Here is a 24,746-nt window from a genome sequence, read left to right as displayed (position 1 = left end):
TCGCTCGTAAGCGGCTGGAAGTAAGCAGCAGGCCGTAATCAGCCGGCCAGTTGGTCTGCGGTCAATTCATACAGCAGGCCTGCGCCCGCTGTGGCGGATGCCTTGAGGCCCGCAGCCTCGGTCACAATATGGTCAAGGAAAAAGCGCGCCGTAACCGGCTTAGTCGCGGCCAGGGCAGGCGAATGGCCTGCCTCTACCGCGCGTTTCTGTTTCAGCATCTGCCATCCTGCCACGGCCACGGCGCACATGGTGCAGAACGGCACACTGCCTGCCAGCCGATCATCCAGGCTGGCATCGCTGCGCATCCATTGGCCAATGTCGGCGCACGCATTGGCAAGCGCCTGCAAGGCAGGCTCATCAGCGCTGTCGCGGGCCACATCCGCCATCAGTGCGGCAAATACTGCGCCATCTTCAAAGCCCAGCTTGCGCGTGACCAGATCAGCCGCCTGAATACCATTGGTGCCTTCGTAAATGGGGGCAATGCGCGCGTCGCGGTAATGCTGCGCTGCGCCTGTTTCTTCGACAAAGCCCATGCCGCCATGCACCTGAATGCCAATGCTGGCCACTTCCACGCCGGTATCTGTGCCCCAGGCCTTGATCATCGGCACCAGCACTTCGGCGCGGCGCGCGGCGGCTTCATCGCCCAATGCGCCGCGGTCCACCTGCCCGGCGGTGTAATACAGCAGTGCGCGCATGGCTTCTGTCAGGGACTTCATGCGCAGCAGCATACGGCGCACATCTGGATGTTCGATAATCGCAACCGAATGGCGGTCAGGCGATCCTGCGCGGGCTGATTGCACCCGGTCAGCAGCGTAATGCATGGCCTGCTGCAAGGCCCGTTCGGCAATTTGCACCCCCTGGCTGCCTACATTGATGCGGGCCGAGTTCATCATCGTGAACATCGCCGCCAGACCGCGGTTTTCCGCGCCAACTAATTCGCCAATACATTCGCCATTGTCGCCATAACTCATGACGCAGGTGGGTGACGCATTGATGCCCAGCTTATGTTCCAGGCTGACGCAGCGCAGATCGTTCCTGCCGCCCAGCGAGCCATCGGCGTTCACATGATATTTGGGCACGACAAACAGGCTGATGCCGCGTGTGCCTTCCGGTGCGCCGGGCAGGCGGGCCAGCACCAGGTGGATGATGTTTCGGGCCAGTTCATGCTCGCCCCAGGTGATGTAGATTTTCTGGCCGGTGATGCGGTATTTTCCGGCATGTTCGCCATCCGCGATCAGCGTGGCGGTGCTGCGCAGGGCGCCCACATCGCTGCCAGCCTGCGGTTCGGTCAGGTTCATGGTGCCGGACCATTCGCCGCTGACCAGCTTGGGCAGATACAGCGATTTCTGCGCGTCGCTGCCATGATCAGCCAATGCGTCAACCGCGCCGACAGACAGGATCGGCAGGAGAGTGAAGGCCATGTTGGCGCTGCCCAGATTTTCCAGCACATTGCAGGCAAGGGTGAAAGGCAGGCCCTGCCCGCCATATTCGGTGGGGGAACCGATCGCGTTCCATCCTTGGGCGACATAGGCTTCATAGGCCTCGGCAAATCCGTCAGGCAGGCGCACAATGCCGTTTTCCAGTTTTGCCCCTCCCAGATCGCCCGCACGGTTGAGCGGGGCAAACTCGCCAGCGGCAAACCCGCCAATGCCGTCAACGATGGCTTCAACCATGTCAGGCTCTGCCGCGGCGAAACGTTCGCTCTGCGCCAGATGTTCGATTTCAGCGCAGATATTGATGGCGAGCAGCTGGTCATGGGTGGGCGCGGTATATGGGATCACGTCAAATTCCTTTGCAGCTTTCGCGGCAGATACGCCGGAAGAGCTTGGCTTTTCTGCCTCCCACCTATAGCGCGGCGGCATGTCCGGCAAGAACGCTACGGAAACGGTATGGGCTGACGATGCCGGAATTGCGCGCGCTGCGCGAATCGTGCGCGGTGGGGGCATTGTGGCGGTTCCGACAGAGACTGTGTACGGTCTGGCGGCCCGCGCCGATGATGCCGCGGCGGTTGCAAAAATCTACCATGCGAAAGGACGCCCCGGCGTCAATCCGCTCATCGTCCATGTCGATACACTCCATCAGGCAGAAACGCTGGCGCATTTCAGTGACGCGGCAAAGGCGCTGGCAGCGCGCTACTGGCCCGGCCCGCTGACACTGGTCCTGCCACTGCTGGGCGGGGCGCCGGTTACCGCTGCGGTCTCTGCAGGCCTGCCGACCATCGCGGTGCGGATGCCGGCCCATGCTGCGATGCGGGCGCTGATCCGGGAAAGTGGCTGCCCGCTGGCGGCCCCTTCTGCCAACAGGAGCAACGCCGTCAGCCCCACCAGCGCCGCCCATGTGGCAGCCACGCTGGACGGGCGGATCGACCTGATACTGGATGCTGGCCCGTGCGAAAAAGGCGTGGAATCAACGATAGTAGCGGTCCGCCATGACGGCACCATCGACGTGTTACGACCGGGCCCGATTACAATCGAGGCGACAGCCGGGCAGGATGCGGCCAGCGCGGTCGGCGGCAGGCTGGAAGCGCCGGGCCAGATGGCATCACATTATTCACCCGGAAAGCCGGTGCGGCTGAATGCAGATAGCGCGCAGGCAGATGAATATCTGATCGGGTTCGGGCACATCGCCGGGCACGATAATCTGTCAGCTTCTGCCGATCTGGAAGAAGCCGCAGGCGCGCTTTACGCAGCGCTGCACCGCGCTGGTGATTCCGGTTTTGCAAAAATTGCCGTTGCGCCTGTGCCGCATACGGGCGTGGGCATTGCCATTAATGATCGGCTTCGACGCGCAGCGGCCTGAAATTCAGGGCCGCCACACTATTCTAACACTTTAGCGCGGCTGGCGTTCCACCGGCACGGTAGGGACCAGCAGGCGGATTTCTTCTTCCACATCGACCAGATCCCGGCAGGCGGAATTGTTTCCGTCATCGCATTCCCGGGCCAGCTTTTCGCGCTGGCGGTCGAGTTTGCCCAGCTGTTCTTCCCGCTTGCGCAATTCGCGCCCGCGTTTCTCGTCAGCTTCGGATTGGCTGGTGGTAGCAAGGTCAACGGCTTTGCTAGCGATTTTCACCGGCGCGGTGACCACGTCCAGCGCGGTTTTCGCAAGGCAGCCTGACAATGACAGGGCTGCACATACAGCAAAGGCAGGGGCAATGCGGCGCATGAAAATTCCTTTCCAGCGCCGCATAGCCTGTTTGATGTGTCCGGTCGATTAATCAGCCGATATCAAACATTCCCATCAGACTGAAACGCCATTCAGCGGCAGATTGTGTGCCTTATTCCGTTTCCTGCGTTACGTTCTGGCAAGTGACCGTGCCGGAACCCATGGATTTCACCTTGCAGGTAGCGCGGCCGGTGATGGTGACATCGCCCGATCCCATGATGCTGGCATCGACCGTGCCATCGGATGCGAATTCGGCATCGCCAGAACCGACGATCTTGATGTCCGCCGTTTCGACCTTGAGGCCGCCCATCCGCGCACTGCCAGAGCCTGCCACCGTCAGATCCAGCGCCTTGGCCACGCCTGACGCCAGATAGGTGCCCGAACCAGCGACAGTGACTTCCAGCTTATCCGCCGCGATACTGGCAGTCGATGCCTTGCCGCTGCCGAGGATTTTGACATCAGCCTGGCTGGCGAGGGACGCAGCGTTGATGGTGCCCGACCCGGCCAGGATCAGCGCTTCGGGCGATGGCATGGTAATATTGACAGTCGCCTTGCCGCCATCCTTCCAATTTCCTTTTGCGCGCATGATGGCCAGCGTGCCGTCTTTCAGCGAAAAACGCATTGCGGCGACGGTTTTGGCATCGCCTTCCACATCGATTGCCAGCTTCGTACCGTCGGTGATGACGATAGTATCAGGCCCAGCCAGCAGCACTTCGGTTGGTGCATCGCCCGTCATGTCCAGTTCTGACAGCGGAACGCCGCTTTCGCCATTCACTGTCACGTTTGCCTCGTCGCACCCGGAAAGCCCGACCGACATTGCGGCGACTGCGATAGGCGCAATCTTCCTGAAGAAATCCTGCAACATGCTGCCTACCTCCATAATCCTGCATTCTTGCGTGTTACCGATATAATACAGCAACGGGCGGCTCGCAAGCTGACCACCAAAAAGGGCCGCCCTTTCGGACGGCCCTGATCGATTGAATTATGTCGCTGGTCGATGGACCGGCCCGCGCGCTTACGCGTCTTCGGTGTTCTCGTAATATTGCGGCGCATGTTCGCGCAGCACGTCGAGAATCTTTTCGAGCGCAGCAGGCTCGTCCGTCTTTTCCATCGCCGCCAGTTCGCGGGCAAGGCGGCTGGACGCAGCTTCGAAAATCTGACGTTCGGAATAGCTCTGCTCAGGCTGGTCTTCCGGGCGGAACAGGTCGCGCGTCACTTCGGCAATCGACACCAGATCGCCCGAATTGATCTTCGCTTCATATTCCTGCGCACGGCGGGACCACATGGTGCGCTTGACCTTGGGCTTGCCCTTGAGGGTTTCCATGGCTTCCTTCAGCGTCTTGTCGCTGGACAGCTTGCGCATCCCGATGGCTTCGACCTTGTTGGTCGGCACACGCAGGGTCATGCGCTCTTTTTCGAAACGCAGGACATACAGTTCCAGCTGCATTCCGGCGATTTCTTCATTTTGCAGTTCGATGACGCGACCCACCCCATGTTTGGGGTAAACAACATAATCGCCAACGTCGAAGACGTTTGCTTCGGTTGCCATATAAAATCCTTTCGTGCGGGCAGCACCTGAACCATAGGGAGGCCATTCCAGCAGGCCGCGGAATACCGCGCCGGAAAGCGGGAAATTGTCTGTGGTTGGGGGTCTGCGCCTTTCCAGATACTAACTCTACCCATCGTGAGCCAGAGCAGTTCCACTATTATATAGCAGATTCGCAACAAAATTGCCAGACTCGCGAATCTAAGGCCAATCACACAATTGGGTGAGGGCGTTATCCAGCGCCAAACCACGGTGTTTGGCCGTTAAAGGCCCAGGCGGCTGGCCAAAAGAACGCAAGCTGCCTCGCCAATACAACAAAGCCCGGACACACCATTACAGTGGCCCGGGCAGGAGTTTCAGACAGGGGCAATCCATTGCCCCTGTCCTGCGTTGCCGCAAAAATCTAGTCGCCTTCGCCCGGTTCAGGCGTGAAGTATTTGTCGAACTTGTCTTCTTCGCCCTTATGTTCGTCGGCATCTTCCGGCGGATCTTTCTGGGTGGTGATATTGGGCCATTCAGCCGAATATTTGGTGTTCAGTTCCAACCACTTTTCCAGATTGTCTTCGGTATCGGGCAAAATCGCTTCGGCGGGGCATTCAGGTTCGCAAACGCCGCAATCGATACATTCGCTGGGGTTGATGACCAGCATCGTTTCGCCTTCGTAGAAGCAGTCTACCGGGCAAACTTCGACGCAGTCGGTATATTTGCATTTGATGCAAGCGTCGGTAACGACATAAGTCATGGCTGCGTGTTCCCCTTAGTCCTGAATATCTGAGGCTGTTAAACTGTTGTCCGGTGCTATGGCGGTTTGGCCCTGCTGGTCAAGCATCCGATAAAAACTTTGCGCTTCGGCAGGCGAACCGCGCCGCGCCGGCAGCGCCAGCAGTTCGATCACCAGGACCCCGCTGCCCCAGGGGAAAGTCAGCACATCGCCCACCGCAACCGGCTGGCTGGCACGGCACACGCGCACCCCGTTGCGGCGGATATGGCCTTCATCAATCAGGCGATGCGACAGGCTGCGGGTGCGGGCAAAGCGCAGATAGCAAAACAGCCTGTCGATCCGCATGGCCAAATGCGCGCTACCGTAACAGGTCGGCCAGACCGGCAAGTGCCTTGCCCGTGGCTGGCGCATTGACCGGCTTGTCTGGCTGCCGCTCCCGCTGCTGGGGCGTATTTCGTCTGTCCTGATTGCCGCGCCGGCTGCCGTCTGCCTGTCTGCCGCTTTGTGATCGCGGTGCATTTGATTTTCGGGCACCAGACTGGCCGGTATGAGATTGGCCTGTAGCAGATTGGCCGGTATCAGATGTTACTGCGCCGGATTTTGCCGCACCGGACTTCCGGCTGCCCGCAGCGCCGCCCGTTTTGCGATTGCCGCCCGTCTTGTGCGGGGTGCGTGATGCCGGGCGCCATTCCCACATATCCGGCGCTGGCGGGCCAAATGCTCCCTCTGCCAGCGGGCGTGCAGAAAGCTGGCGGAAACCGGCCACACCCATCAGGCGGCGATAGCTGTCCGGCGTCAGTCCCGTGGAAATGGCCAGCGACGGGTCAATCGCAAATTTGCGGCGCCCGCTTCTGCCGCGCGCATCATGGGCAGCGCGAAACAGTTTTTCCGCAATGTCGATGCGAACGGCCTGTTCGCCTGCAGGGCGATAGCCCGAGGGCAGTTGGCCTGTGCCTGCAATGACCGGCACCATTGCGGAATGCACCGGCCGCCGGTCCCGCCCGAGTGCATGCAGCATCTGGCGCGGCGCAGGTTTAAGCAAGGCTGGTGCAAAAATGTCGAGCGCCCCGAAAGTGACGCCAAGCCGGCGCAGGAACGGCCTCGTTTCCTTGGGCAAATGTTCCAGCCCTGCCTGTTCGCGGGTGACATGGCCATGCCCTGCCAGAAGGGCAATCAGCAGCGCCCGCGCTTCTGAACCTGCGGCCGGATCGCGCGAGGCTTCTTCCAGCTTGGCCAGGGGTTCCAGCGCCGCAGTCTTGCTGGCAAGCCATTCTTCCAGCGCGCCAACCAGGCGGGCCTTCGTGGCATCGGCCAGCACATTCAATTCGCGTGCGGGCAGGATGCGCGGGGTGGCCGAGCCCGCCGCCAGTTCCAGCTGCGCAATCCGTTCACCTTCCCACCACAGGCTGCCCTTGTCGATTGAAACGCCGGCAAAGCCTGCCTCGATCAATGCGTCAGCCCGCTGCGTCAAAATGCGCGGCAGGGATTTTTCGCCAGCGGCCAACAGCATCTTGCGATCTATATGGCTGGCTTCGTGGTCCACGGCGAAGCGGAACGCGCTTATCTTGCCTATCGGCTCGTCCTCCACCAGCATGGTGCCTTCATCCGATAGTGTAACGGGCAGCAGTGAAGCATCCTGTCCCAGCGTTTTCATCAGGATTGCAGTCCTCCGGTTAACGAATCTCTCTGTCAGGCGGCCATGCAGCGCATCGGAAAGCCGGGCTTCCACTGCACGGGCGCGTGCCGCCATCTCGTCGCGCGCCAGAACCCAGTCGGGCCGCTGGCAGATATAGGACCAGCTGCGGATCGCGGCGATCCGGCCCTGTAACGTGTGAATGTCGCCCTGAACATTGTCCAGTTCGGAAATTCGTGCCGCGACATAATCCGAACCCAGATATCCGCCGCGCAAATCCTGCCACAAACGCGCCACGAAGCGGCTGTGCGTATCGGCCCCCTGCTGGCGGAAATCCGGCAGCGAACAGACTGCCCAGAAGCGCCGGACATTGGCCTGTCCACGAATGTCGCTGGCGAAGGGTTCTTCAGCCAGCCGTTTCAGCACGGCAAGGTCGATCGCTTCCGGGGCAAGCGTCAGCACCGGTTCCAGCCCCTGGTCCTGCGGCGGCGCTTCCAGATCGCCGATCAGCATGGCCACACTGTCGAAACGCGGCTGGGCATCGCGCCAGAACAGCTTGGTGACGGGGGCAAAGCGGTGTTCTTCCACCGCGTAGATTTCTTCTTCGGTAAATTCGGGATTATCCGCATGGCGCCCGCCCATGCCGGATAATGTGCCGAATGTTCCATCGCGCTGATGGCGCCCCGCACGGCCTGCAATCTGCGCCATTTCGGCCGGAAAAAGCCTGCGCTGTCTGACCCCGTCGAATTTGGTCAGGGAAGCGAAGGCGACATGGTTGATATCAAGATTGAGACCCATGCCGATGGCATCGGTGGCGACGATGTAATCCACTTCGCCCGACTGGAACAGTTCCACCTGCCGGTTGCGGGTATCAGGGCTGAGAGCGCCCATGACAATGGCAGACCCGCCCCGGAAACGGCGCAGCATTTCTGCCACAGCGTAAACCTGCTCCGCCGAAAAGGCGACAATGGCGCTGCGCGGCGGCAGGCGGGATAATTTGCGCGGGCCAATATGCGACAGGGTGGAAAACCGTGGCCGCTGGATGATTTCCGCGCGTGGAAGCAGGGCGCGCACCATGGGTTCCAGCGTGGCTGCACCCAACAGCATGGTTTCATCACGTCCGCGGGCATTCAGCAGCCGGTCGGTGAAAATATGGCCCCGTTCACGGTTGGCACCCAGTTGCGCTTCATCCAGCGCCACAAAGGATGGCGGCTGGTTCCTGAATGCCCCGCTTGTAGCAAAACCGCCAGTATCGCCGCGTGCAGCGCCGAACACCGGCATGGCTTCGGCAGTGCAGCACATATAGCGCGCGGTGGGCGGCTCGATCCGTTCTTCGCCGGTAATCAGCGCAACCTGCGCCTCGCCCTTGATGGCGCAGACACGGTCATACACCTCGCGCGCAAGCAGGCGAAGGGGAAAGCCGATGGCACCGCTGGAATGGCCACACATCCGCTCAATCGCCAAGTGGGTCTTGCCGGTGTTGGTCGGCCCAAGGACAGCCTTGAGCGTTGAAGTATCTGACATGCGACGGGTCACAGGCTGAATGTGGCATCGCACATGCCTTGCGACAAGCTCTTGTCGTGCAGCGTCAACAGCTTGTCCTGTCAGCGATGCAGATCATCGCAGCTTAAATCGACATTAACTTTAAAAGTGCAGGAAAAGCGGCAAAGGGCGTTACGGGATCAGGAAATGGCTTTTGCATTAAGGCCGACACAGGAGGGCGCGCTGCATTATCCGCGCGGATTTGAAGGCAATATGGCGGGCGGGGCGGGTAATACTGCCACCGTTACCCTGTCTCATGCGCAGATTATTTCAGACGATGCCGGAACGGGAACAACCGACGCGCGGCAGCTTGTACTGCAGCGCGCACGCAGCCTGACCGAAAAGTTTGAAGAATGGCGCCTGGCCATGTCGCAACGCTTCGAGAAAATGGACCTCGCCCCCGATCTGGCGGAAAAAATCGGCAGTGGCCGCTGGTTTCGCGGGGTCGGCACACTGCTTGGCCTATCCGCAATCGCGATTGCCTTTTGGCCGGATTTCGCGCCGCTCGAAGCGGCACCGGCCATGTCACTGGATGCCCAGGCGCGGGATGAATTCCGCAGCCACATGATCCTGCCTCTGGCACTGGGGAGTGACAGCGGCCGCCACATGGGTGCAACCGATGCGGTGGTGCCGCTGCGTTCCGCGCCCGAACGGCCGCAGGTTCAGATGCTGGCCACATTGGTCAGCGGGGACAGTTTTGGGCGCATGCTGCAACGCGCAGGGGTGGGCGCGGCAGATGCTGCGCGGGTCAGCGAAATGGTCGCCCGCACGATGCCGCTGGGCGATATCGAGCCGGGAACGCAAGTGGATATTACCCTTGGCAGGCGTCCATCACCCGGATCCCCGCGACCGCTGGATGCGCTGGCCTTCCGTGCGCGGTTTGATCTGGAACTGGGGATCGAGCGGAGCGGGGGCACGCTGGCCCTGCAGCGCAAACCCATCCGCGTGGATGAAACGCCGCTGCGTATTCGCGGCGTTGTCGGCCAGAGCCTGTATCGGTCTGCCCGCGCGGCTGGTGCGCCTGCCAGCGCCGTGCAGCAATATCTCAAAACGCTGGGCCAGCAGGTTGATATGGAACGTGCGGTGGGTGCGAACGACACGTTTGACATCATCATTGCCCATAAACGCGCCGCCACCGGCGAACGGCAGGCAGGCCAGCTGCTGTATGCCGGTATTGAACGCAGCGGGCGGCAAGCCACGCAATTGATGCGCTGGGGCAAGGAAGGCCGGTTTTTCGAAGCATCAGGGGTTGGCGAACAGCGCGCCGGGCTGGTGGCACCAGTGCCGGGCAGTATCTCGTCACGTTTCGGTATGCGGCGCCATCCCATTCTGGGATACAGGCGCATGCATGCCGGCATGGATTTCCGCGCCGGTTACGGCACACCTATTGTCGCGGTGACTGATGGCACGGTCAGCGGGGCGGGCAGAATGGGCGGCTGCGGCAATGCAGTCCGGCTCAGCCACGGCGGGGATCTGCAAACCCGCTATTGCCACATGAGCCGGATGGCAGTGCGCGGCGGACAGGCCGTTCGCCGCGGGCAGGTGATTGGCTATGTCGGCTCCACCGGCCTTTCGACCGGCGCGCATCTGCATTATGAAATGTATCGTTCGGGCCGCGCGGTTGATCCGGCTTCTGTCCGTTTTGTCACGCGTGCCCAGCTGTCAGGCGCTGAATTGCAGCAGTTCCGCGCAACGCTGGCAAAGTTGCGCAATGTTACGCCCGGTGCCGCGCTTGCGTCCATGACCCCTGCAACAGGCGAGGTGGAGACAGCCCCGGTCAGGGAAATCGACAAGGTGGAGCAGCCCAGAAAAATCGGCTGATTGAATTTTACGCCGATTGCGGCAACAGATGCTTGCATGACCGCATCCTATCCCAACCTTCGCCTGCGCCGGACCCGTTCATCAGGCTGGAGCCGCGCACTTCACCGCGAAACCACGCTGACCCCTGCCGATCTTATCTGGCCGCTGTTTGTTACCGAGGGTCACGGCGTGGATCAGCCCATTGCATCGCTGCCGGGCGTGTCCCGCTGGTCGGTTGATGGCATTGCTGCCCGCGCGCGCGAAGCGGCCGCGCTGGGCATTCCGTGCATCGCCCTGTTTCCCAACACGCAGGCTGACCGGCGCAGCGATGATGGCGCCGAGGCGCTGAACCCCGACAATCTGATGTGCCGCGCCATCAAAGCCGTTCGGGATGCCTGCGGCAATGACATCGGCATTCTGACCGATGTCGCGCTGGACCCTTATACGTCGCACGGGCAGGACGGTCTCACAGACGATGCAGGCTATGTACGCAACGACGATACAGTGGCCGTGCTGGTCGATCAGGCGATAAACCAGGCCGACGCGGGCGCTGATATCATCGCCCCGTCCGACATGATGGATGGCCGCGTGCGCGCCATCCGCATGGCCCTGGAAATGGGCGGGCATCATAATGTCCAGATCATGAGTTACGCCGCCAAATATGCCTCGGCATTCTATGGCCCGTTTCGCGATGCAGTCGGCTCTGGCGGATTGCTGAAAGGTGACAAGAAAAGCTACCAGATGGACCCTGCCAATACAGATGAGGCCCTGCGCGAAGTGGCGCTGGATATTGCCGAAGGGGCTGACAGCGTCATGGTCAAGCCGGGCCTGCCCTATCTCGACATTGTGGCGCGGGTTAAGGACCGCTTCGATGTGCCGGTCTTCGCCTATCAGGTGAGCGGGGAATATGCGATGATCGAAGCCGCTGCTGCCGCAGGTGCGGGCGAACGGGATGCGTTGGTGATGGAAACGCTGATGGCGTTCAAACGGGCAGGCTGCACCGGCGTCCTTACCTATCATGCGGCCCATGCGGCAAGGTTGATGAATGGCTGACAGGACCCCCGGATTTCGCGCTGAAACTGAGCGGCTGGTCCTGCGCGACTGGCAGGGCGATGCTGACTGGGCAGCGTTTTTCCGGCACACCAACACCCCTGCGGTTATGGAATGGCTGGGCGGGGTGATGGACGCTGATCACATGGCCATCCAGCGCAGCAGGGTGGAAAATTGCGCCGCGCGTAACGGTCACTGTTTCTGGCTGGTGGAACGCGAGGACGATGGCGGCCATCTGGCCGGCGAAGTGCTCGGCTTTTGCGGGTTGAAACGCGCTGATGCACCGGGCAGTTCTGTAACCGGCGCGATGGAAATCGGCTGGCGTTTCCGCCAGGACGCATGGGGCAAGGGTTACGCCCGCGAAGCTGCGCAAGCGGCCATGGACGCAGGCTTTGCCCGGTTTGGCGCGAAGGAAATCGTGGCACTGACGGTCATCGATAACAGGCCAAGCTGGGGGCTGATGATCCGTCTGGGCATGAAACGCCGCGAAGATCTGGACTATGCCGATGTGCGATATGACCCGCCGTGGCGCGACACTATCGTTTATTCGGCCGTCAGAAATGATGGGCGCCGCGAAGATTGGGAGAAACAGCCATGACCACACCAAATGCACACCGGCCCGGTGTCACAATCATCCCGGTCCACGGCAAAAGCCCGCGCATTCATGACAGTGCCTTTATTGCACCTGGCTGCCGCATCATCGGGGATGTGGAAATCGGCGCGGATGCCAGCATCTGGTATAATTGCGTACTGCGCGCAGATGTCAGCCGCATTGTCATTGGCCAGCGCAGCAACATCCAGGATGGCAGCGTGGTCCATTGCGACCCTGCGCGCCCCGGCGATGAAGAGGGCTCGCCCTGCATCATCGGTGATGATGTGCTGGTTGGCCATCTGGCCATGGTCCATGGCTGTATCATCGAAGACCGCGGCTTCATGGGGTTGGGCGCGATTGCGATGAACAAGGCGCGCATCGGTTCTGATGCCATGCTGGCCGCAGGTGCCATGCTGACCGAAGGCAAGATCATGGAACCGCGAAGCCTGTGGGGCGGCCGCCCGGCGCGGTTCATGCGCGAATTGAACGATGCGGCCATTGCCGGAATGCGCATGGGCGTGGCCCATTATGCCGAAAATGCACGGCATCACGGCGCAGCAGTGAATGCAGCGGGCCTTGGCGCGGGCGAAGGCTGATCTGCCCCCACCGCAGGCCATCCATGCTCTGGCGGATGGCGCGGGGCGGCTGGCGGTGCGGGTTACCCCGGGCGCGCGGGAGGAAGCGGCGGCCATCGTTGCAGGAAAACTGCACCTGAAAGTGCGCGCCCGCCCGACCGATGGCGAAGCGAATGAAGCAGTGCTGAAATTGCTCGCAAAATGCCTGTGTCTGCCGACGTCACGGCTTCGCATGTTGCGCGGCGCAACTGGGCGCGACAAGCAATTTCAGATTTCTGAGTGAGCGGACCGGCGTTCTATCCGGCTGGCAAACAGCGCCAGGGCCGCGCTCCACCCGGCCGCCAGACCAAGCGCATAATAGGGTGCGGCGCTGTAGGTTACAGCGCCAGCAATTGCCCCGCCAACCAGCCCTGCCCATAGTAGCACAGTGCTGGCCCAGCCTGCCAGTGGGCGGCCCTGTATCGCAGCGGCGATGGCCTGTCCGATGCGAACCAGGCTGCCTGTCATATAAGTGACGCCCACGGTGACTTCGCCATTGCGCCGAAAGCTGTTGTTTAACGTGCCCATTGCCAAAACCAATGCGGCCATCATCGCTGCGATGGAGCCATATTCACGGGCCAGCGCTGCGCCGCATAGAAGCAGGGTGGACAAGGCCAGCACTGCGGTCTTGCGCCATTTGCCTGCGCGATCAGAGGTGATGGCCCCCAAGGTTACGCCCAGCACAAAGCCAGTAATCAGACCAAGAGGGATCATGGCCTGCCTGATATCGGACGTAAGATCGACTGCCAGACGGGTGGTATTGCCGGACATGAAAGATACAAAATACCGGTCGCCTGCAAGAAAGCCTGACGCATCGACAAAACCAGCCAATGCTGCAATCGCGATGGCAAGCAATCTGCGGGATCGGTCATATCGGTTCATGTTGGACTATGTTCAAACACCGCCAGCCTGCCAACGCAAGCCCGCCAACACATACATTGCAATGCGGCGCATTGCGGCTCAGTCCCGAATCAGGGCTTCCAACGCGGTAATGCGGTCCGCCTCGTGCGCCGGTTTGTCCCACCTGATCCGGTGGATGCGCGGGAAACGCATGGCGAGACCGGATTTGTGGCGCTTGCTCTGATGAACAGAATCGAACGCGACTTCGAACACGAGGGTCTTGTCCGTTTCGCGCACCGGGCCGAACCGGTTCAGCGTATTCTGGCGCACATGACGGTCGATCTTTTTCAGTTCCTCGTCAGTGAAGCCAGAATAGGCTTTGCCCACCGGCAGCAGTTCCGCGCCGGCATCCGGGTCGCCGTTCCAGCAACCGAACGTGTAATCGGAATAGAAGCTGCTGCGTTTGCCGCTGCCGCGCTGGGCATACATCAACACGCAATCAATCAGCAGCGGGTCGCGTTTCCACTTATACCACAGGCCCGCCCTGCGCCCGGCAATATAGGGCGCGTCACGGCGTTTGAGCATCAACCCTTCGATCGCATCATCGCGCGCCGTTTCGCGGATTTCCGCCAACTGTTCGAAACTGGCCGCCTCGACAATGTTCGACAGATCAAAATGGCTGGCCGGCAAACGCGGCATGAAACTTTCCAGCCGCTTGCGCCGGTCGGACCACCCCAATGGGCGCAAATCCTCGCCTTCGATTGCCAATGCATCATACAGCCGAACAAAGGCCGGTGCTTCGGCGAGCATTTTCTTGCTCACGGTCTTGCGGCCAAGGCGCTGCTGCAAGGCGTTGAAACTGGCCGCCCCGCCTTGCGTCCGGTCATTCTGTTCACCGCCCTGCACCGCACCGCGCACCAGCAATTCCCCGTCCAGCACGGCGGGAATTTTCAAAGCGCCGAGCAATTCGGGGAATGTGGCTGAAATATCATCGCCGGAGCGGGAATAAAGCCGGGTTTCCCCGCCATCTTCGTTGGTGACATGAACCAGTTGGACCCGGATGCCGTCCCATTTCCATTCCGCCGCATAATCCTCCATCGATACGGTCAGATCTTCCAGCGGATGGGCCAGCATGAACGGACGGAACAGCGGCAGGTTTTCCGTTTCGGGCGGGGCCGCGCCATCTGCCGCCCAGGCGAAAAGTTCGGCATAGGGCGGCTGCAGCGCGTGCCAATATTCTTCCACATCATCCACGCTGACACCGAAGGCCTGCGCAAAGGCGACCTTGCCCAGCCGCGCGGAAATTCCGATCCGCATGGCGCCGGTGGCCAGTTTCAACAGGGCATAGCGGCCCGACGGGTCAAGCCGGTCCAGCATGTGCGGCAATTGCGTCACCACGCTGGCCCTGGTCATCGCGCTGAGCAATTCCACGGCTTCTGCCACGCCCGGTGGCGCATCGACGTCATGCATGGGTTCGGGCCACAACAGGCTGGCCGTTTCTGCCGTATCGCCCACAAAATCGCGGCTGAGGGTCCACAAGAGCGGGTCCACCCGCTCTTTCATCAGATTGCGGATGGTGCTGGATTTAACAGCCTTGAAATCCAGCCCGTCAGTCAGCGCTGCCAATGCCCAGCCGCGATCAGGGTCAGGCGCAGTTTGCAGATATTCCGCAATCAGCGCCAGCTTCGCATTGCGGCTGCGCGTATAGACCAGCGCATCGATCAGGGCGGCGAATTCTTCCACCTAATCGTCCTCGTCATCATAACCGACCATGGCCAGTGCGCGGGCCCGGCGCTGGTGCAACTGGCACCAGCGCAGCAGCGCTTCCTCCCGCCCATGGGTAATCCAGCTTTCATGCGGGTTCACTTCTTCGATGGTGCGGGTCAATTCGCCCCAATCAGCATGGTCGGAAATGATCAGCGGCAATTCCACATTGCGCTGGCGGGCGCGCTGGCGCACGCGCATCCAGCCGCTGGCCATGGCCGTAATCGGGTCGGGCAGCCGCCTGCTCCACCGGTCATTCAGCGCAGATGGCGGGCACACGATGATAGAACCGCGCATGGCATCTTTTTCCTGGTCGGCCACCAGCCGCAAATCACCCAGATTGACCCCGAGTTCCTCGTACAGGCGGCACATTCGTTCCATCGCGCCATGCAGATAGATGGGTGCATCGTGGCCCGCTGCGCGCAATTCCGCGATGACCCGCTGCGCCTTGCCCAGCGCATAGGCCCCCACCAGCACGCAGCGATCTGGGTTGTCCTTGAGCGCTTTCAGTAATTTGCCGACTTCTTCGGTAATGGGCGGATGCACGAACAGCGGCAGGCCGAAGGTCGCCTCGGTAATCAGAATGTCGCACGGGGTCACTTCAAACGGCGGGCAGGTGGGGTCAGCACGGCGTTTGTAATCACCGGTGACGATCACTTTCTCGCCGCCATGTTCCAGCAGGATCTGCGCTGATCCCAGCACATGGCCAGCAGGGATGTAGGTAGCATCCACACCGCCGGGCAAGCGGATCGTCTCGCCATAGGAAACTGGCGTCGCGCCTTCATCTGTTGCGTAGCGCAACTTCATGATCGCCAATGTTTCCGGCGTGGCCACGGTCTGCCCATGGCCACCGCGGGCGTGGTCGGCGTGGCCGTGCGTTACCAGTGCCTTGTCCACTGCGCGAGAGGGATCAATCCAGCAATCTGCCGGCACCACGTGGATGCCGTGCGGCTCTGGCCGGATCCACGAAAAATCTGCAATCATGCTGCTAGAATGAAAACGGGGCGCGAACCGTTCCCGATGCGCGCCCCGATTTATGGCATTGTCATCAGGCGATCAGCTTTGATCGCCGCTATCGTCCGGCCCTTCATCCGCCGATGCGTCGGGCGCCGGCGTCTCGGTTCCCTTGGCAGCGGCTTTCTTGGAAGCCTTGCGTTTCGGCGCTGCTTTGGGCGGCGCAGGGGTCACTTCAAAGGATGGCTTGCCGTCCTTCACCGTCACATGCACTTCGCCGCCTTCGGACAATTTGCCGAACAGCAGTTCTTCGGCCAGCGGCTGCTTGATCTTATCCTGGATCAGCCTGCTCATCGGACGGGCGCCATACAGGCGGTCATACCCCTTGTCGCCCAGCCAGGTGCGCGCATCGCTGTCAAACTGGATGTGCACATTCTGGTCCGCCAGCTGCAATTCCAGCTGCAGGATAAACTTGTCGACCACGCGGTTGACCGTTTCCTTGCCGAGGTAGGAGAACGGCACAATCGCATCCAGACGGTTGCGGAATTCCGGGGTGAACATCTTTTTGACAGCTTCGTCGCTGGCGTCTTCCTTGGAAACATCGCCAAAGCCGATGCCGCTGCGGGCCATGTCGGCAGCGCCAGCATTGGTCGTCATCACGAGCACCACATTGCGGAAATCTACCGTTTTGCCGTGGTGGTCGGTCAGGCGGCCATTATCCATCACCTGCAACAGGATGTTGAACAGATCAGGGTGGGCCTTTTCGATCTCGTCGAGCAGCAGCACGCAGTGCGGCTGCTGGTCAATGGCATCGGTCAGCAATCCGCCCTGATCATAGCCGACATAGCCCGGAGGCGCGCCAATCAGGCGGGAAACGCTGTGGCGTTCCATATATTCCGACATGTCGAAGCGTTGCAGCGGAATGCCCATGATGCTGGCCAGCTGCCGCGCCACTTCGGTCTTGCCGACGCCAGTCGGGCCGCTGAACAGGAAGCTGCCAATCGGCTTGTCCGGATCGCGCAGGCCTGCGCGGGACAGTTTCATCGCGGTCGACAGCACTTCGATCGCCTTGTCCTGACCAAAGACGACATGCTTCAGATCGCGCGAGAGATGTTCCAGCGCTTTCTTGTCATCCTTGCTGACGGATTTGGGCGGGATGCGCGCCATGGTCGCGATAACCTGCTCAATTTCCTTCGAGGTAATCTTTTTCTTGCGGCGGCTGGGGGGCACCAGCATCTGCATCGCGCCGACTTCGTCGATCACGTCAATCGCCTTGTCCGGCAATTTGCGGTCATTGATGTAGCGGGCCGACAATTCCACCGCGGTCTTAATCGCATCAGGGGTGTATTTCACCTTGTGATGGTCTTCAAATGCGGTGCGCAATCCTTTCAGGATCTTGATCGTGTCTTCAACCGTGGGTTCGTTCACATCGATTTTCTGGAACCGGCGCAACAGGGCGCGGTCCTTTTCGAAATGGTTGCGAAATTCCTTGTAGGTGGTCGATCCGATGCAGCGGATGGAACCGCCAGACAGGGCCGGTTTCAGCAGGTTTGACGCATCCATCGCGCCGCCGCTGGTGGCGCCTGCGCCGATTACCGTGTGAATTTCATCAATGAACAGCACTGCATGGGGCATTTTCTCGAGTTCGGACACCACCTGCTTCAGCCGTTCCTCGAAATCACCGCGATAGCGGGTGCCTGCCAGCAGGCTCCCCATGTCGAGCGAATAGATTACTGCTTCTTCCAGCACTTCGGGCACATCGCCTTCGACGATTTTGCGCGCCAGCCCTTCGGCAATAGCGGTTTTGCCAACGCCGGGGTCGCCCACGTAAAGCGGGTTGTTCTTGGACCGGCGGCACAGGATCTGCACCGTGCGGTCCACTTCGGGGCCGCGGCCGATCAGCGGGTCAATCTTGCCGGCGCGGGCTTTCGCATTGAGGTCAACGCAGAACTGGTCGAGAGCGGAATCCTTTTTGCCGCCTGCCTCGCTGCCCTTGTCTTCGGACTGGGCCGCATCTTCGCTGCCCTGCGGGGCGGCATTGCCGCCTGCTGGTTTGCCGCCCTTGCCAATGCCGTGGCTGATGAAGCTGACTGCATCCAGCCGCGACATATCCTGCTGCTGCAGAAAATAAACCGCATAGGAATCGCGTTCGGAAAACAGCGCCACCAGCACATTGGCACCCGTTACCGTATCCTTGCCCGAAGACTGGACATGCAGGATGGCGCGCTGGATCACCCGTTGGAAACCGGCAGTGGGCTGGGGGTCCGCATCATCTTCTGTCTTCAGGGATTGATATTCCTGATCCAGATATTGTTTCACCACCGACCCCAGCTCATGCAGGTCGACCCCGCAGGCATTCATCACCGCTTGCGCGTCGGTATCATCGACCAGCGCCAGCAGCAGATGTTCCAGAGTGGCATATTCATGCTGCCGGTCCGACGCATGGGTCAGGGCCGCGTGAAGGGTCTTTTCTAGGTTTTGGGCGAAGCTAGGCATTCAACTGTCTTTCCAGGAGAGAAGAGTATGTCCCGTTGCGGGAAGTCATGAACAGACGCGTCAACACAAAGTCACACGCTTGATTTTGGCCGATATGGCCCGGTTACGACCAATATGGGAACGGCCCGGAAAATTTCGAGGCCCGCCGCACATCAAGATGGCTTGCCGAACAAGGCATCAGCGGCGCTGCGATGGGCAGATGCCTTGTCCCGATGAGCCCTGACCCTCGTGATTTCGGCTTCGAGCAGGGCGATCCGCTCGTCCAGTTCGTGCTGCGAATAAGGCGCAAGGTCTTCTGCGGCCAGCTCGCCTGCAGCATCGCCTCTGGGGCGCGGAAGGTCTGTATCTTCCATCTCTTCGCATCATCCCAACCCTTGGTGCTTGCTGTCAATGGGTTGCGTGTCTAATTCTGTCTGCAAATTGGGCGATTTTTCGCCCATGGGCCACAGATCTGGCCCGGTCAGGGGTGCAGATGACAAGTAATACCGAACAATCGATACCACAAACCATGCTGGCAATGGGGTTTGACCAGCCTGGCGGGCCGGAGGTTTTCCGCGCTGAAACGCTGCCGGTGCCGCAACCGGGTGCAGGCGAAGTGCTGATTAAGGTGGCGTTTGCCGGGGTCAACCGGCCCGATGTCATCCAGCGCAAGGGGTTTTACCCGGCCCCGGCCGGCGCATCGCCCATACCCGGCCTCGAAATCGCCGGCGAAGTGGTGGCAGCGGGCAGCGATGTTCCGGCCGATGTCGTGGGCACCAGGGTCTGCGCGCTGGTTACAGGCGGCGGCTATGCCGAATATTGCCTTGCCAAACACGGCCATTGCCTGCCCGTGCCTTGGGGCATGGATCTGGCGCAGGCGGCGGCCTTGCCCGAAACCCTGTTTACCGTGTGGCACAATGTGTTCGAACGCGGCTGGGCGAGTGAAGGGGAAACCCTGCTGGTGCATGGCGGCACCAGCGGCATCGGCACTATGGCAATCAAGCTGGCAAAGCTGTTTGGCCTGACGGTCATCGTCACATGCGGCAGCGACGGCAAATGTGATGCCGCGCGCACCATCGGCGCGGATCATTCGATCAATTACAAGACCAACGATTTTGTCGAGGAAGTGAAGAAAATCACCGGTGGCAAGGGTGTGGAACTGGTGCTGGACATGGTTTCAGGCGATTATGTGGCGCGCAATCTCGCCTGCCTTGCCGAAGATGGCCGCCATGTTACCATTGCCGTGCTGGGCGGGATGCAGGCAGAAATCAACATGGCACAAGTGATGAGCCGCCGCCTGATGCTGACCGGGTCCACCCTGCGGGCGCGGCCGGATGCTTTCAAACAGGCGGTAGCCGAGGAAATTTCCGATATTGCGTGGCCTTTTGTCGAAGATGGCAGCCTGCGCCCGGAAATGGACCAGACATTTGCGCTGCAAGATGTGGCTTTGGCCCATGCGCGGATGGAAGCGGGCGATCATATTGGCAAAATTGTCCTGAAAATCTGATCCGCTGCCGATAATCCGGACAGCGACCGGCGGCTTTGCCGGTGAAAATTGCGCCCGTTCATCGTACGCTGATCCCACTGCGAAGCCGGGCGCTGCAGACAGGTGCCGCCCAATTCACTTGCCCAAAGGCAGGCGATGCCCTAAATCAGACCAGCAACGGCCGCTCCGCAAGGGGCGGCCCTTATATTTTGCGCCTTCTTTTTGGGGCCCGAAAGGGCGGAGATCCACAATGTCACAACCCACCCCGCTAATGCCGCACGCCACTGCCACCTGGCTGGTGGATAATACCGCACTCGCGTTCGAACAGATTGCCGAGTTTTGCGGCATCCACATTCTGGAAGTGCAGGCGATGGCTGATGATCTGGCCAGCAGCAAATATACCGGCCGTGATCCTGTGCATTCAGGCGAACTCAATCTGGCCGAAATCGAAAAAGGTCAGAACGATCCTTCCTATAGTCTGAAAATGCAGAAGGCCCCGGTGGCTGTCAGCCGCACCAAGGGCGCGCGTTACACGCCGGTGTCCAAGCGGCAGGACAAGCCCGATGGCATTGCGTGGATTTTGCGCAACCATCCCGAAGTATCTGACGCACAGATTTCCAAGCTGATCGGCACCACGCGCAACACCATTGGCGCGATTCGCGAGCGGTCGCACTGGAATATCCAGAACATCCAGGCGAAAGACCCGGTAACGCTGGGCCTGTGTTCGCAGCGCGAACTCGACGCGGTAGTGGCCAAGGCATCCAAGAACATCGCCCCTGTCGAAGGGGAAGAACCGGCACCTGCACCAAGCGGCGCGACCGATCGTGAGAAGCTGATCGAGGAATTGCGGGCGGAACGCACGGCCAGCGTCAAGGCCGCGTCAGAAGCAGCGCAGGAAGCAGAAGCTGCTGCATGGCTGGAAGCCAAGCGCGCCGCAGAAGCTGGCGAAACGCCTGATGCGCCAGCCGATGCAGGCACACAGGCACCCTGATTAACGCATGAGCATGCACCTCTGGCCCGATCGGGGGCCAGGGTGCATGCCCGTTTGCATGCGCCCATCAGCGCGGGCGTGCATGCGCCTATAATTGCTGGCGTAAATGCCCGGAATATTTGGTTCCGCTGTTGCAAAGCCCTTGCCTGCAACGGCGCACTGCGCCAATAAATTGACATGGATGTCAGTAACGCGCCCGAACTCTACCAGCACCCCTGCAACTGGGACATGGCAATAAAAAGCCAGTCCCTGCCCGCGATGTTCGCCGCCACCACGGCGGCAACGCCAGCTGCGCCGCTGGCGGAATTTCTGGGCCGCACCTATTCCTATACCTCGCTGTATGACGAAGCGCGGCGTTTTGCCGCCGGCCTTCAGGCAATGGGCATTGGCAAGGGCGACCGCGTCGGCCTGTTTCTGCCCAATGTCCCGATCTATATTTCTGCCTATTACGGGGCCATGATGGCGGGTGCCATCGTGGTCAATTTCTCGCCCCTCTACAGCGCCGAGGAACTGACCCATCAGGTGGAAGATTCCGGCACCAGATTGCTGGTCACCCTCAATGTCGCATCCCTGCTGCCTACAGCGATTAAAGTGCTGGATGCATCGTCCCTGCAACAGCTGGTTGTAGGCCGCTTGGGCGATATGTTGCCGCTGACTAAGCGGATTGCCCTGAAAATACTGGGCCGCAAGCAGATTGCGCCAATGCCCACGCGCAGCGATGTTGCCTCGTGGGACAGCGCCCTTGGCGCTGATGCGCCAACGACGGTGGCAATCGATCCCGATAAAGACTTGGCCTTGCTGCAATATACAGGCGGCACCACCGGCGTGCCCAAGGGCGCCATGCTGACCCATGCCAACCTTGCCGCCAATGCGCAGCAGGTTGATGCCATCGACCCGTTTGACCGGGATGTGCCCGACATTATTCTGGGCGTGCTGCCCATGTTCCATGTGTTCGCCAACACCTGCGTATTGAACCGCACCGTGGCCAAGGGCGGCTGCATTTCCATGCTGCCGCGGTTCGATGCGGGGCAGGCGCTGAAAACCATTGGCCGCATGCGCCCCAATGCCTTTCCCGGCGTGCCGACCATGTTTCAGGCGCTGCTTGACCATCCCGATATTTCCAAGACCGATTTTTCCTCGCTCCGCATCTGTATTTCCGGCGGCGCGCCGCTTCCGGCACCGGTACGCGACAAATTCGAAGCGGTATCGGGTGCACGGCTGGTGGAAGGCTATGGCCTGACTGAAAGTTCAGGCGTGGTGTCGGTCAATCCGTATGACGGCAGGCGCAAGCCCGGCACAATCGGCCAGGTTCTGCCGCAAACACGCATCCGACTGCGCGACAAGGAAGATGTCAGCCAGCCTGCGCCTGACGGGGAAGCGGGCGAACTGGTCGTGCGCGGCCCGCAGATCATGCAGGGTTACTGGAACAGGCCCGATGATGTGAAGACCGCTTTTGTCGAAGTGGACGGCGAATTGTGGCTCCGCACCGGCGATATCGCCACGCAGGATGAAGACGGCTTCATCGCGATTGTGGACCGCAGCAAGGATATGATCGCGGTTGGCGGGTTCAAGGTGTTTCCCAGCCAGGTGGAAGCCGTGCTGGTCGAAAACCCTGCGGTCAAGGAAGCGCTGGTGATCGGCGTGGCGGATGCTTATCTGGGCGAAATGCCCGAAGCCTATGTCACGCTGAATGATGGCGCGGATGCCACGGGCGAAAGCCTGGCAAAATGGCTGAACAGCCGCGTGGGCAAGCATGAACGCGTGAAAGCCGTGGTGCTGCGCGACGAATTGCCCAAAACCATGATCGGCAAACTCGACCGCAAGGCGTTACGGCTCGAAGTCGGCCGCTGATAATTTTCATCCGGGCCAGCATCCGGATAAGCCGGATGACAACGTCAGCTGGCCAGGGTTAGCTTGGGTTCGCCCTCGGCAGATGCGGCTTTATCGCCCGCGGTCTGGTCTACATCACGGTGCTCCGGGACACGGTGCGCAAACCGGCCTTCCACTTCGGCGCCCTGTTCGATCGTCAGCGCGTCATAATGAACATCGCCTTCGATCCGCGCGCTTCTGAGCACGACCAGTTCGCGCGCCGAAATGGAGCCGACTACCGTGCCCGACAGTCGGGCGCTTTCCGCTTCAATCGCGCCATGCACCACGCTGCCTTCGCCTTGCACCAGCGAGGCACAGCGTATGTCACCTTCGATACGGCCATCAACATGGAGTTCGGTGCTGGCGGAAATATTGCCCTTGATGGTGACATCGCTGCCAATCACCGAAAAGGTGGAACTGCCATTGGCCATGGGCTTACTCGCCATGCTGGCGCGTGGCGCCTGATCGGGCTTCTTTGAGAACATCGGGAGCAATCTCCAGGAAAGGGCGCGGATTGACCGCGCGATCATTGATGCGCACTTCGAAATGGAGGTGCGGGCCAGTGGAACGGCCAGTGCTGCCAATGGCACCGATGACATCACCGGCAGTGACTTTCTGGCCAATCCTGGCAGCAAATTTCGACATATGGGCATAGCGGGTCATCAGACCGTTGCCGTGGCTTACTTCCACAACATTGCCGTAACCCGATTTCTGCCCGACAAAGCTGATCTTGCCAGCTGCCGCCGCATGGATGGGGGCGCCAATGGGGCCGCGGAAATCAAGGCCCTTGTGCATGGCGCCGCTGCCATTGAACGGATCGCGCCTGTAACCGAAGCCGGACGAGATATTGTCTATACTGGCAGGCATGACCTGGGGCACACCGTCGAGCCCGCGTTCCAGTGCCGCCATCCGCGCCAGGCTGAGGCCGAGCCGTTCAAAGCGCGGGTCAATCTTGCCATTGGCGCCTGTGGCCAGCGTTTCGAGCGGACCACCCATGGCCGACCTGTCAGCGCCCCGCAGCATGGCATTGGGGTCAAGACCGAGCTTGCGAATCGCATCGGCAGCGCGCTGCGAACGGCGGTCTGCAAAGCGCGTCAGGCGTTCGACAAAGGCAATTTGCCGCGCTTCTATCCGCGCAAGGCCGGCAGCCTCGGGAATGAGCGCGCTGACCTTCGCAATGGTCTGGTCTGTTTCATCCGCAGAATCGCTGACGGTTTCTTCTGCCTTCACATCGTCAGGCAGCGCCGAAACCATATCTTCGATGAAAGTCTGACGCTTGACCAGATCCTTGGCAACGCCGTCAATCTCGCTGCTATATTCGGCCACGCGGTCTTCGGCGGTGGCCACTTTCGCTTCCCGCAGCAGCAGCGATGTGCGGTCTGCCTGCGTGCGATACTGGCTCCAGCCCAGGACGGCGATGGAAATGGCCCACGCCAGCAGAATACCCACGGTCAGGGCCGCTGCGATGATCTGCAGTCTGGATGAAATCTTGATAAAGCGGACCTGTCCCTGGGATCGCATGAAAAATTCGCGATCCGGAAACCAGGTCCGCAGGCGGGTCAGAATCCCGCTTGCGGTGATATTGTTAGTCAAAATGACCCCACGTCCCGTTTCATTGTGTGCGGGCGGCTATCATGCGAATCCGCATGGGGCGAATCCGGGAGGGTTCCAAACAGCCCAACTGACAGACTCTTGCGATGAAACGTT

General features: G+C 60.7%; 23 protein-coding genes. 9 read left to right on the top strand and 14 right to left on the bottom strand.

Annotated features, from left to right (window positions below; all coding sequences use genetic code 11):
- Positions 1-38: 38 nt before the first annotated feature.
- Complete coding sequence (locus GRI44_RS10625) at positions 39-1,778, bottom strand: acyl-CoA dehydrogenase (RefSeq protein ID WP_160602346.1); 1,740 nt, start codon at positions 1,776-1,778, stop codon at positions 39-41.
- An 82-nt stretch (positions 1,779-1,860) separates the two neighbouring features.
- Here GRI44_RS10625 and GRI44_RS10620 point away from each other — a divergent pair, with 82 nt between their 5' ends.
- Positions 1,861-2,799: an L-threonylcarbamoyladenylate synthase gene (locus tag GRI44_RS10620; protein WP_160601762.1), complete on the top strand. Its 939-nt coding sequence runs from the start codon at positions 1,861-1,863 to the stop codon at positions 2,797-2,799.
- A gap of 30 nt (positions 2,800-2,829) precedes the next feature.
- Here GRI44_RS10620 and GRI44_RS10615 read toward each other — a convergent pair whose 3' ends face one another.
- The 6 genes from GRI44_RS10615 to GRI44_RS10590 all read right to left on the bottom strand — a co-directional run bounded on the left by GRI44_RS10615 (position 2,830) and on the right by GRI44_RS10590 (position 8,586).
- A complete protein-coding gene (locus tag GRI44_RS10615; protein WP_160601761.1) occupies positions 2,830-3,162 on the bottom strand; it encodes a hypothetical protein in 333 nt (110 codons plus the stop codon).
- A 112-nt stretch (positions 3,163-3,274) separates the two neighbouring features.
- A complete protein-coding gene (locus GRI44_RS10610; protein WP_232843111.1) occupies positions 3,275-4,027 on the bottom strand; it encodes a head GIN domain-containing protein in 753 nt (250 codons plus the stop codon).
- A 150-nt stretch (positions 4,028-4,177) separates the two neighbouring features.
- Positions 4,178-4,711 carry a CarD family transcriptional regulator gene (locus tag GRI44_RS10605; protein WP_160601760.1) on the bottom strand — a complete coding sequence of 178 codons (534 nt, stop codon included), beginning with the start codon at positions 4,709-4,711 and terminating at the stop codon, positions 4,178-4,180.
- 400 nt (positions 4,712-5,111) lie between these two features.
- Positions 5,112-5,450, bottom strand: coding sequence for a ferredoxin FdxA (gene fdxA / locus GRI44_RS10600; RefSeq protein ID WP_160601759.1), 339 nt, complete (start codon positions 5,448-5,450; stop codon positions 5,112-5,114).
- A 15-nt stretch (positions 5,451-5,465) separates the two neighbouring features.
- Positions 5,466-5,774: an RNA-binding S4 domain-containing protein gene (locus tag GRI44_RS10595; RefSeq protein WP_160602344.1), complete on the bottom strand. Its 309-nt coding sequence runs from the start codon at positions 5,772-5,774 to the stop codon at positions 5,466-5,468.
- Between the two features lie 13 nt (positions 5,775-5,787).
- On the bottom strand, positions 5,788-8,586 hold the full coding sequence (locus GRI44_RS10590; protein WP_160601758.1) for a helicase-related protein: 2,799 nt from the start codon (positions 8,584-8,586) through the stop codon (positions 5,788-5,790).
- A 165-nt stretch (positions 8,587-8,751) separates the two neighbouring features.
- Here GRI44_RS10590 and GRI44_RS10585 point away from each other — a divergent pair, with 165 nt between their 5' ends.
- Genes GRI44_RS10585 through GRI44_RS10565 form a run of 5 tightly spaced genes read left to right on the top strand, consistent with a single transcriptional unit; the run spans position 8,752 to position 12,904 of the window.
- The gene (locus tag GRI44_RS10585) at positions 8,752-10,425 is read left to right on the top strand and encodes a M23 family metallopeptidase (protein ID WP_232843110.1); all 1,674 of its coding nucleotides are present in this window, start codon (positions 8,752-8,754) and stop codon (positions 10,423-10,425) included.
- 36 nt (positions 10,426-10,461) lie between these two features.
- Complete coding sequence (gene hemB / locus GRI44_RS10580; protein WP_160601757.1) at positions 10,462-11,457, top strand: porphobilinogen synthase; 996 nt, start codon at positions 10,462-10,464, stop codon at positions 11,455-11,457.
- Positions 11,450-12,052 (top strand): GNAT family N-acetyltransferase, encoded by a 603-nt coding sequence (locus GRI44_RS10575; protein ID WP_160601756.1) that lies wholly within the window; start codon positions 11,450-11,452, stop codon positions 12,050-12,052. The genes hemB and GRI44_RS10575 overlap by 8 nt, the downstream gene beginning before the upstream one ends.
- Positions 12,049-12,642: a gamma carbonic anhydrase family protein gene (locus tag GRI44_RS10570; RefSeq protein WP_160601755.1), complete on the top strand. Its 594-nt coding sequence runs from the start codon at positions 12,049-12,051 to the stop codon at positions 12,640-12,642. The genes GRI44_RS10575 and GRI44_RS10570 overlap by 4 nt, the downstream gene beginning before the upstream one ends.
- Positions 12,623-12,904 (top strand): DUF167 domain-containing protein, encoded by a 282-nt coding sequence (locus GRI44_RS10565; RefSeq protein WP_160602342.1) that lies wholly within the window; start codon positions 12,623-12,625, stop codon positions 12,902-12,904. Before GRI44_RS10570 ends, GRI44_RS10565 begins: the two co-directional genes overlap by 20 nt.
- On the opposite strand, the gene GRI44_RS10560 is transcribed toward GRI44_RS10565, so the two are convergent.
- From GRI44_RS10560 to GRI44_RS10540, 5 genes are all read right to left on the bottom strand, one after another.
- Entirely contained in the window at positions 12,889-13,542 is a 654-nt protein-coding gene (locus GRI44_RS10560) for a YoaK family protein (RefSeq protein WP_160601754.1), read from the bottom strand. The genes GRI44_RS10565 and GRI44_RS10560 overlap by 16 nt on opposite strands.
- 78 nt (positions 13,543-13,620) lie before the next feature.
- Complete coding sequence (locus GRI44_RS10555) at positions 13,621-15,243, bottom strand: cisplatin damage response ATP-dependent DNA ligase (RefSeq protein ID WP_160601753.1); 1,623 nt, start codon at positions 15,241-15,243, stop codon at positions 13,621-13,623.
- Positions 15,244-16,248 carry a ligase-associated DNA damage response exonuclease gene (locus tag GRI44_RS10550; RefSeq protein ID WP_160601752.1) on the bottom strand — a complete coding sequence of 335 codons (1,005 nt, stop codon included), beginning with the start codon at positions 16,246-16,248 and terminating at the stop codon, positions 15,244-15,246.
- A 72-nt stretch (positions 16,249-16,320) separates the two neighbouring features.
- Entirely contained in the window at positions 16,321-18,714 is a 2,394-nt protein-coding gene (gene clpA, locus GRI44_RS10545; protein WP_160601751.1) for an ATP-dependent Clp protease ATP-binding subunit ClpA, read from the bottom strand.
- Positions 18,715-18,866: 152 nt separating this feature from the next.
- The gene (locus GRI44_RS10540) at positions 18,867-19,067 is read right to left on the bottom strand and encodes a DUF1192 domain-containing protein (RefSeq protein WP_160601750.1); all 201 of its coding nucleotides are present in this window, start codon (positions 19,065-19,067) and stop codon (positions 18,867-18,869) included.
- A 119-nt stretch (positions 19,068-19,186) separates the two neighbouring features.
- Between GRI44_RS10540 and GRI44_RS10535 the strand changes: the two genes are divergently transcribed.
- From GRI44_RS10535 to GRI44_RS10525, 3 genes are all read left to right on the top strand, one after another.
- Positions 19,187-20,200, top strand: a complete 1,014-nt coding sequence (locus tag GRI44_RS10535) for an NAD(P)H-quinone oxidoreductase (protein WP_160601749.1) — start codon at positions 19,187-19,189, stop codon at positions 20,198-20,200.
- 229 nt (positions 20,201-20,429) lie between these two features.
- Entirely contained in the window at positions 20,430-21,170 is a 741-nt protein-coding gene (locus GRI44_RS10530) for a DUF1013 domain-containing protein (RefSeq protein WP_160601748.1), read from the top strand.
- 177 nt (positions 21,171-21,347) lie between these two features.
- Entirely contained in the window at positions 21,348-23,021 is a 1,674-nt protein-coding gene (locus GRI44_RS10525) for a long-chain-fatty-acid--CoA ligase (protein WP_160601747.1), read from the top strand.
- 44 nt (positions 23,022-23,065) lie between these two features.
- Here GRI44_RS10525 and GRI44_RS10520 read toward each other — a convergent pair whose 3' ends face one another.
- Both GRI44_RS10520 and GRI44_RS10515 read right to left on the bottom strand, forming a co-directional pair.
- The gene (locus tag GRI44_RS10520) at positions 23,066-23,485 is read right to left on the bottom strand and encodes a bactofilin family protein (protein WP_202386321.1); all 420 of its coding nucleotides are present in this window, start codon (positions 23,483-23,485) and stop codon (positions 23,066-23,068) included.
- Complete coding sequence (locus GRI44_RS10515) at positions 23,475-24,593, bottom strand: peptidoglycan DD-metalloendopeptidase family protein (RefSeq protein WP_332872433.1); 1,119 nt, start codon at positions 24,591-24,593, stop codon at positions 23,475-23,477. Before GRI44_RS10515 ends, GRI44_RS10520 begins: the two co-directional genes overlap by 11 nt.
- Positions 24,594-24,746: the final 153 nt, after the last annotated feature.

It is taken from the genome of Allopontixanthobacter confluentis, assembly GCF_009827615.1.
Classification (GTDB): domain Bacteria; phylum Pseudomonadota; class Alphaproteobacteria; order Sphingomonadales; family Sphingomonadaceae; genus Allopontixanthobacter; species Allopontixanthobacter confluentis.
Note: the sequence above shows the minus strand (reverse complement) of the source record. Positions and strands in the feature narration are given on the sequence as shown.